At 58.2% G+C, this 9,157-nt stretch carries 8 protein-coding genes; 5 read left to right on the top strand and 3 right to left on the bottom strand.

Features of this window, described 5'->3' with window-relative positions; translation table 11 throughout:
* The first annotated feature begins 559 nt into the window (after positions 1-559).
* The 3 genes from SY26_RS19420 to SY26_RS20850 all read left to right on the top strand — a co-directional run bounded on the left by SY26_RS19420 (position 560) and on the right by SY26_RS20850 (position 4,504).
* Positions 560-1,138: a helix-turn-helix domain-containing protein gene (locus SY26_RS19420; RefSeq protein WP_046001934.1), complete on the top strand. Its 579-nt coding sequence runs from the start codon at positions 560-562 to the stop codon at positions 1,136-1,138.
* On the top strand, positions 1,125-2,987 hold the full coding sequence (locus SY26_RS19415; RefSeq protein ID WP_084693832.1) for a relaxase/mobilization nuclease domain-containing protein: 1,863 nt from the start codon (positions 1,125-1,127) through the stop codon (positions 2,985-2,987). Before SY26_RS19420 ends, SY26_RS19415 begins: the two co-directional genes overlap by 14 nt.
* 578 nt (positions 2,988-3,565) lie before the next feature.
* The gene (locus tag SY26_RS20850) at positions 3,566-4,504 is read left to right on the top strand and encodes a glycosyltransferase (RefSeq protein ID WP_084693833.1); all 939 of its coding nucleotides are present in this window, start codon (positions 3,566-3,568) and stop codon (positions 4,502-4,504) included.
* A 150-nt stretch (positions 4,505-4,654) separates the two neighbouring features.
* Here SY26_RS20850 and SY26_RS19410 read toward each other — a convergent pair whose 3' ends face one another.
* Positions 4,655-4,912, bottom strand: coding sequence for an iron-containing alcohol dehydrogenase (locus SY26_RS19410; protein ID WP_198143157.1), 258 nt, complete (start codon positions 4,910-4,912; stop codon positions 4,655-4,657).
* Between the two features lie 162 nt (positions 4,913-5,074).
* On the bottom strand, positions 5,075-6,286 hold the full coding sequence (locus SY26_RS19405; RefSeq protein WP_046000813.1) for a helix-turn-helix domain-containing protein: 1,212 nt from the start codon (positions 6,284-6,286) through the stop codon (positions 5,075-5,077).
* Between the two features lie 273 nt (positions 6,287-6,559).
* Here SY26_RS19405 and SY26_RS19400 point away from each other — a divergent pair, with 273 nt between their 5' ends.
* Both SY26_RS19400 and SY26_RS19395 read left to right on the top strand, forming a co-directional pair.
* Positions 6,560-7,441: a recombinase family protein gene (locus SY26_RS19400; protein ID WP_046001933.1), complete on the top strand. Its 882-nt coding sequence runs from the start codon at positions 6,560-6,562 to the stop codon at positions 7,439-7,441.
* 105 nt (positions 7,442-7,546) lie between these two features.
* On the top strand, positions 7,547-8,710 hold the full coding sequence (locus SY26_RS19395) for an ATP-binding protein (protein WP_046001932.1): 1,164 nt from the start codon (positions 7,547-7,549) through the stop codon (positions 8,708-8,710).
* 111 nt (positions 8,711-8,821) lie between these two features.
* On the opposite strand, the gene SY26_RS19390 is transcribed toward SY26_RS19395, so the two are convergent.
* Positions 8,822-9,157: transposase domain-containing protein (locus SY26_RS19390; protein WP_046001931.1), on the bottom strand; the 336-nt coding region annotated here is incomplete at its 5' end.

The following is a 9,157-nucleotide window of genomic DNA, read 5'->3' as shown; positions in this document are numbered from 1 at the left end:
ATTGCCATCTGATCATCCCCTTCAATCGGCCTGATCCCATGGCAGGACGGCCCCTCGTTGACCTCGTTCTGTTGCCTGCGCCGACATTCTGTCAACAGGTAAGGTAATAGGTAATGCAGTGGGTAAGGTGTTGGGTAACGTAAAAGATAAAGTGTCCGGTGGGGTGGTTTGTAACGTGTTTGGTAAGGTGGTTGGTAGAGCGTTGAGTCAGGTGGCAGGTAAGGTCCCTTGCGCCGAATTGTGACTAATTGCCCGTGATCTGCATGAGCGGACGCCCTGGGTAAGACCGTATCCGGTTTAGTTCCTATAATGACCGCTGAGCGCCCTGTTCGGGCTGGACCCTTACCTCTCTACCCAAAATTGCGAGATGGCCCCCTGTCGGCCTTGTGAGGGCCTCTTCGGCCGTTCTTCGGGTGCATGCTTCGCGGCACCCTCAGTCCAGGCGAATTGAACGCGACCGTCACCTAAAAGCCGAATTCCTTGACGGCCTTCGACTTTTAGGCGAGGGTCGCGTGGTTGATTGGCAAGAAATGCAACCGTAATTTTTTACACTTCGGACATGGCCGGAAGAGCGAAGAAGATCACGCCTGCCGACGAGAGAAAGATCGTCGCATCCGTCCGTGCTGGCGTGCCCGTGGCCGTGCTGGCAAAGACCTATGGCGTGACACGACCGACCATTTACCGCGCCGTCCGCAGCTTCCACGACAAGGCCAAAGTGGTCGGAAACGGCACCGCGCCTGTCTCATTCACGGTGGATCGGGACAGGCTTCTGGCCTTCGATGCGTTCACGGGACGGCTTGGTTTGAAGAGCCGGGCCGATGCTCTGCGGCGCGTGTGTTCCGTGCCTTCCGGTTTTCTGGAGCCTGATCCTGACCTGGCCGGTGCCCTGCGCGACGTGGCGCGGGAGCTTTCGGCCATCGGTCGGAACGTGAACCAGCTGGTCGCCACCAAGAACTACGAGGTCCGGCGGGGCGAAAAGCTGAAGCTGACCAAGCCGCAGCAGCAGGTTCTCAGCGATCTTCTGGGTCACATCGACGGTGTGTCCGCCCAGGTCCGCGAGATGGAAGGCAAGCGCGCCTCGGAGACGGTCCGCCGCTTCGTGGCCGGAATGAAGGGGTCGGAACATGGGACGGACTAATGCCGTTGCCGGTGTCTCCACCAGGCTCTTCGAGGACGGTTGGGACAGGATCAAGGGTGGCCGTCAGCTGTCGGGTGCCCGGCACATGGCGCGCGCGGCGCAGGGGGCATCACCCGCGGTCTTCAAGATGATCCGCACGGGCGGTTGTGCCTCCAGGGGGCAGCTGTCGGCGCAGTTCAGCTACCTGTTCAGCAAGAGCGTGGACGTGCATGATTCACGCGGTCTTCTGGACGGTGAGAAGCGTCTGACGCCGGAGCAGATCAAGCGTGCCGTATCGCGCTGGACCGACGACTGGCGGGGCCAGATGAACGCGGCCCGGACAACCCACGTGATCATGTCGTTTCCGCGCGGGGCCAAGCCCGCGCATGTCAGTCTGATCGCCGGCGAGATCTGCAAGGAGAAGCTTGGCGGGCGGTTCGACTACATGGTGGCCGTCCATACCGACAGCCCGAACAAGAACCCGCACGCCCATATCATCGTCAACCGGCGAGGCAGGGAGCCGGGGGATTACTTCACCCTCCGTCAGGGCACGGAATACACCTACCAGGCCTTCAAGGAGGCGATGGTGGATCATGCCGCCCGCTATGGCATCCAGCTTGAGGCCACGACGCGCTTGCAGCGCGGGCATATCAACTACCCCCCCACGGATGGCGAGTGGCGGCGGGCAAAGGAAAAGGCTGTGACGACAGGCACTGCCTTCGAGGCCCCTTCGGGCAAGCCTCGGACCGGTGACGCGCTGAGCCGTGCCACCGAGGAGGTCCGCGATTGGTCCCTGCGCTATCGCGACCTTGCGAGCTACGCCTCGCAAGCGAATTTGCAGGATTTGGCTACCGCATTTGAGAAGGCATCAGCCGTCCTGTCCCAGGGCGGCGTCATTGTATCCAAGGGAGAACCCTACATGTCCGTCCAGGATGATTTTGACAAAGCCGCAGAGGGGCTGCGGCGCGCGGTTGATGACGCGGAGGTGCGGATTGCCGACGCGGCACCGAACCAGCGCCCCGCCATGGAACGCAAGCTGTCCGAGGCGCTGTCCTCGGTCGAGCATATGCAACCGCTTGGCACCCGGTCGCGCGACCTGAGCGAGGCGGCCAGCGCGGAGGGCATCTATTCGGCGCAGAACGTCCAGGAGGTGAACACGCGTTTCGCGCTGGAAGGCCGCGACAAGCTGAGTGCAGCCCTGGACGGGACCGGCATTGATCCGGTCGAGGTGGAGGCCCGGATGCGGGTTGCGGCCAATTCCGCGGCTCTGGAAACCCGGTGGGTCCAGCAGGATTTGCAGGCTGTCGCTGATCTGCGCGGGCTTGATCTGCGCGATGAGGCGCAGCTGGAGCAGGCTATCGCGGTTGTTGATACGGCCTATGACCGGGTGGCGGCTGACTATGGCGTCGATGACGCCATCTATCAGCGCGCGGCCGCACAGCGTGGGGCGGTGATCGAGACGTCCGAGCCGGGCCATGATGCCGCCGCCCAGATCGAACGTGTCCGCGAGGCCGATGCGCAGGAGCGGGCGCCCGTCACGTCCATCGGGTCGCGCGATGGTGCAGGCACCGATCACACTGAGCTGGCCCGCTACGCCAACCCCGTCGGTGCCGAAGATGAACGCAAGCTGCGCGAGGCCATCGAGCGGTTGCTGACCCGTGAGGAACTGGCGGCGTTGAAGAACGGCGATGCGGCGGTTCTGCGCGGTGTCGGGGATCGGGAGGACCAGTTGACCCTGGCGCGGGATTATCTGCGCGCCAGCAACGATCCGACCGCGCAGCAGGGCATCGACCGCGTAAGCGACGCGCTGACCGCCGAGCGTGACCGCGTTCGCCAGGAACGCGGCCATGAAGGAGGCGGCCATGAATAAGTGTTGACTTAGCGTCAGAACTAAGACGGGTTTACCCTGCACCTAAATTATTTCCAATCAGAAATCAGCAGCTTGACGTCTTTTCCAATTCATCACGTAGCCCTTAGATTTGAGCCACGTCCCTGTGCGTGACGCGGGGCGCCCTCTACGGCAATAAAAAGCAGCCAATCTGTAAGGCTGCTGCATCGGAAACAGATGTGAGCCTGCCCCGAGATTGGCTCAGCCCCGGCCTTACCTGTCCTAATAGCCCACTCAGAGCGGGCAAAAACAGGCTGCCGCCATGCACAATTTTTCGGGTCCGCAGCCGCTTCCAAATGCAGGACTGTGTATGGGAAAGGAACTACTATAAGTAAAACAAATTTCGGTGTAAGGCAAGACCCACGGATAATCATCACAGATCCTGACGCTCCAGACAATGCTAAGGGACATAGCTGGCGATATAAAATGAACCACGCTTTACAGGAGGGGAAAGATCTATAGTTCTTAGCATTTTTTCTCCTATAAAATACGTCTATCAAGCCATAGCTCGTCAACTATGCTAAACAGAATTTACTGGTAATATAAACTAGTTCTAAACAATGGAAAGTACTATGCCTCTAGTTTTAGTTCGCACCCCTACCTATCGCCGCCCTTCTCAGCTAAAACGAGCCCTTAATTGCTTGCAAGCGCAAACACACCAAGATTGGGTTTGTGAGGTTCGTGATGATTGCCCAGATAAATCTGCTCAAAAAGTAATAGAAGAGATAAACGATCCTCGCATTAAATATATTTCTAACCGACCTCAACAATACTTAATTGCTAACTTGGATGCATGCTTCCGGCTTGAGAATCAATATTCAGCAGATTATTTTTTTATGCTTGAGGATGATAATCAGATTAAAGAGAATTTCATTGACAGGGGCATACAAATCATTGAACAAAATGGCGTTTCTATATGTCAGATAAATCAAGTTATAGATTATGTTACAGAAAATCGATTGAGCAGTTTTGGTATACTTAACGGGACATTTGATGAGCGTGTGTATCAGCCAGAGGAATTCCACCTTTCACTTTTTGGTGGAATTGGAATTTCAAACGGGGGAGCATTCTGGTCAAAAAATATTCGGCAAGAATTATCATTTAAAACAGATACCATTCCTGCGCTTGATGAGTATATTAGAACATGTATGGTAGTGGAGCCGATTTATATATGCCGCGAGAAACTTGCTGTCTGGACGCAAAATGAAGAAGAAACCACGCGTAATTTGGGCTTTGGAAGAGGTTGGTTGCGTCGTGAGCTTGATCTAAAAGCGTCTATCCGACATATCCGCCGAACCATATGGAAAAAAACACCTCAGCATCTGCAGAAAGATTTTCTTGAGGGAGGCGTTCTACGTATACCTATGAAAAATAGAGCGCTTGCCTTACATAAAGCTGATATTAACTTAATAAATAATCAGCCTGAATCTAATAATAAAATAAAACGAATGGCAGTTAAGTATTTAGGTCGTGTGCATCCCTCTGTAACACGAATTTAAAACATATAATTTAATTCAACCTAGGGCAATGCCCCTCCCTTTGGGTGTTATATGGCGCGCCCAGCAGGGGAATGGGATCAACCGGGGTTATGGGGTTAAACAGGATCAGAGCCCTGCGGCATCTCGCAGGGCAAAGTTTATCCGGATCTGCTAGCCCGTCCCGCTTTCCTTAAACCGGGTCACCTTGGCTATCGTTGCGCATGCGATCATCACATCTTCTGGCGGGTCGGCGACGACATCGTCAAAGACGGTTATCTCGAACCCTGCCGATTGCAGCGATACCTTGGCGAGATCCAGAAGGCCGGACTGATGCAGGAAGCGGTCAGTAACGATCAGCAGCTTGCGCTGCTCAAACCACTCCGACAGCAATGTCCCAAGGCGCTGCGCACCGCCCCATTCTACCAGCATTCCAGCTACCGTGTCGTAACTGAATGGTCCAAGCTCTGAATTCATTGCTGCGCGCCCTCCTGAACTGAGTCTTTCACACTCGACGTTCTTAGTTCCGCCTTAGGATACCTCTACCGCACAGCGTGCGTCTCCAGACATGCAAAGAATTGACCGCTGCAGGATCTACTCGTCTTTCCGCTCTCGACCCCCCGCCCGGCGCACGACATCATCCAGGCCCGACATCGCGGCATCAAAATCCGCCATGATCCGGTCCAGTTGGCCCTCGTCGCGCCCTCCCTTTATCCGCTCCAAGGCACCGATCTGTTTCAAGCGTTCGCGCGGCCCCTTGCGGCTGACGAATACATCACCCCGAACCGCCCCCGCCCCTCCCGCATGTCCCATCCGCGCGGCAAGGGACGGCAGCGCCCAGAACCGGGAGGTGCTTCGGGCGGTGAGATTGCTGAGGCAGCCACCATCGACGAGCTCGCCGATCAGGGTCAGGGCCGTCCGGCGCGTCACCCCCAGATGATCCATGACCATCGCCGAGCTCACGACCGGCTGYGCCTTCAGATAGGCGATCAAGTCGCCAAGGCGCGACCGCCCGTGTGCAGACGACGCCATGGCCGAGAGACGCGCCAGCTCATGGCGCAGGGTCCCCAGATGACCGAGGTCATGAGAGAGGCTCCGCGTGGCGGCCTCCAGGAACGTGGCCAGCCCGGTCATCGGCGACCAGACCCGAAAGCCGGTGCGGGTCAGCGACACGGATGGCGGCACGATCCACACGGCAGCCGCCGGCATCAGCAGGCCCCCTGCCCTCTCGTCCAGCTCATCGCGGCTAGCCCTTTTATCAGGAGACAGCCCCTGCAGATGACGCGCGGCACCCTCCACGGCCATGAAGATCAGCCGCTCGGCCACCGGGCTGCTCCGTCGGGAGCGGAAGGCATAGCTGGCCGCCGCACGCCATCCCGCCAGGATCGGAACGTGGGACCAGGTGCGACTGGCCTCCACGACCAAGGGCAGCTCCGCATCCTCCAAGCGATCGCCCTCATCGCGTGTCTGCCCGATGGGTGCCGCAGCCGCCTCGATCCGGCGCAGCGCCGCTATCGGCGCGCCAAACGGGTCTCCGGGCCGGCGGATGACGACCAGAAGCTTCAGGGCCATCTCGACCGCCCGGGCATCCTCTTCCACCGCCGTGCCGCTGGTCAGACGAAGCACCATCCCCTGCGTGGAGATGCGCTCGCCTTCGAGGCCGACCGAGGCGGCAGCCTCCAGAAGGCTCGTCTCCATCCGCCACAGTGCAGCCAGGGCGGGGTCGGCCAGGAGGATGCCCTCAACCCTCGCGGCGTGGGTCTCGGCACTCAGAAGAAGCGATCCGACATCCATCTGATAGCCCATGATTATGCCGCCAACAGTTTAGCATATTGCCAGCATTCTGCAGTTGCCTAGTACTTTCAGATATTGGCCGAAGTCACCACCATTCCGCCACTCAGGCAGAGGAGATCCCGAGGCCTTGGAATACGGCCCTGAGAGCGCACGAAGCCGCCCATTTCCGTCCCCTGATGGATGCAGAGGATCTAGACTTCCGTACGGCAGACGCAGATATCGGCGTTGCATCTGTTTGCAAACGGTCGTTTAYTGACRTCTACATRTTATGAAAGATGGCCCTCCATGCCGCTGATTGGCTATGCCCGCGTCTCTACGGATGATCAGACACTGCTGCCGCAGGCCCAGGCCTTGAAGGCCGCAGGCTGTGCCTTGGTTCTCGAGGAGCATGGGTCCGGTGGCAATCGCGCCCGCCCCGTCCTGACGAGCGTCCTGGACGGTATCCGCAAGGGAGACACATTGGTCGTCGTTCGGATCGACCGACTGGCCCGGTCCCTCTCGCATCTGCTGGAGATCATCGAGCAACTCGAAGCAAAGAGCGCGTTCTTTCGCTCGATCGAGGATCCGATCGATACGGCATCGCCCCAGGGAAAGTTCACGCTCCAGGTACTGGGGGCTGCGGCAGAGTTCGAGCGGGCATTGATCCGCGAACGGACCAAAGCGGGACTGGCCAGCGCACGTCTCGAAGGCCGGATCGGCGGAAATCCCGGGCTGCGTGCCCGAAACCCGGAGGCGCTTCGCAAGGTACGCCTGGCACGGCATGATGGCTACATGGAACGCGTTGCCCAGACCGCAGCAGACTGGGTTCCCCATGTCCGGAGACTGCGCCCACACATGGCTTGGGAGGACATCCTGCGGATCATCAATGCATCCCTGCCCCAGAACCGACAATGGACACAGCCGCGGCTTCTGAGGGCTGTGCGGGCCTATGTTCGGGACGGCTTCCTGTCCGCGACTGTGATGAGGCGCGCAGCAAGGCGCCCGACAGATGACCGCTTGCCTGCCCTTATTGCCGCAATCAAAGGCGCCGACGCAGGCATTACACTGCAGGCAATTTGTGAGCGTCTGGAGGCTATGCGAGAGAGGACACCCCGCGGGAGGACTAAATGGCAGCCCTCCTCCGTCAAGATGCTGCTCGGGCAAGCCGAAAAGTTGGGAATGATTTGATTGATCTTAGGAATACGCGCGCACTTCATCGCAGATCAACGATTTCTTCTTAGTTTTTCATTAATATCCTTGCAATTCTTCCATCTTGTGGAGTAATTGCAAGGTATGTATACGCGCGGAGTCAATCAGATCGTTCTGTCAGCCCTTGAAAATCAGGCGGCAGTCGTTCTTCTCGGTCCCCGGCAAGTAGGGAAAACAACTCTTGCTCTGTGGGTCGCCGAACAGCAACCGTCGGTCTATCTGGATCTGGAACGCAGTTCTGATCAACGAATCATGATCGAGCCAGATCTCTATTTAGATGAACAGGCGGGAAAGCTAGTCATTTTGGACGAGGTTCAGCAGCTTCCAGGACTGTTCAAAAGCCTTCGTGGTCAGATAGATACGCGACGGCGCCAAGGGTTTCGGACCGGACAGTTCCTGCTGCTCGGGTCAGCATCGAACGTCCTGTTGCATCAATCGGCAGAATCGCTTGCTGGACGCGTCCTCTATACTGAAATGCCGCCCCTTCTTCTTGACGAAGTAGGTACGGATCGGCTTAACGACCTTTGGCTGCGGGGAGGGTTTCCCGACAGCTTCCAAGCCGATACCAATAAGACCAGCATGGACTGGCGTAAGGATTTCCTACGCACCTATCTGGAACGCGATATCCCGGCCCTGGGTCCGCGGATCCCTGCAAACACCTTGCGCCGTTTCTGGACCATGCTGGCGCATGCGCAAGGCGGACTGCTGAACGCCGCTGCACTGGCCGAGGGCTTGGGCATCTCGGGCCAAACAGTTGGACGCTATCTTGACCTGCTTGTCGATCTGATGCTGGTTCGACGCCTTCAGCCTTGGCATGAGAATGTTGGCAAGAGACTGGTCAAGTCACCTAAGGTCTTTGTCCGGGATAGCGGTCTTGTTCACGCCCTGCTTGGACTAGAGACATTTGAAGACCTGCTGGGTCATCCCGTGGTGGGCGGGAGTTGGGAGGGGTTTTGCCTTGAGGCCCTCATTGCGGCTGCACCGGCAGGAACCGAACCATTTTTCTATCGGACCTCAGCGGGAGCGGAGGTCGACCTTGTCTTGCGGCTTCCGGGCGGCGGAACTTGGGCCATCGAAGTCAAGCGGACGACCACACCGAAAGTATCACGGGGGTTCCACCTGGCGGTTGCAGACATCAAGGCCGATCAAGGCGTCCTGGTCTATGCGGGGGAACATGATATCCCGGTGGCTCAGGGACTAAGGGCCATGCCGCTGGCTTCGGTTCTGGAAACGTTGCGGGGCCTTTGAAAAAATCATAACCGCCGTGTCGAGGTGGTGTAGCGTATGTGCCGTCCCTGTCCCATTGGGATTTTGCTTGCGGGCGGCGACGGTGAGTTCTGCTGATGTTTTCATGAGCGCTCAGAATGAGCTCACTGGGGACTCCCGGATGAGCTCATTGTAAGGAGCTGGGGTCGCGGCATAGGCCCATGGCATCAACGCATCGATGTCCTTGTCGAGATGGCCGTTGGCGAGCCTGGTGAAGAGATCACGCAGATAGGCATAGGGTTCGACGCCGTTCATCTTGCAGGTGCCGATCAGGCTGGCGAAGCGTGCCCACGACCGGCCGCCCTCATCGTGGCCGGCAAAAAGCGCGTTGCGGCGGTTCATGGCCGGGCTGCGGATGGCGTTTTCGACCAGGTTGGAATCCATGTCGACATGGCCATCCTCGAGAAAGAGCCGGAAGCCGTTCTGGCG

Origin of the sequence: Paracoccus sp. 228 (genome assembly GCF_000967825.1) — a bacterium.
In the GTDB taxonomy this organism is placed as follows: domain Bacteria; phylum Pseudomonadota; class Alphaproteobacteria; order Rhodobacterales; family Rhodobacteraceae; genus Paracoccus; species Paracoccus marcusii.
The sequence above is the reverse complement of the archived record's forward strand: the minus strand, read 5'-3'. Positions and strand labels throughout refer to the sequence as shown.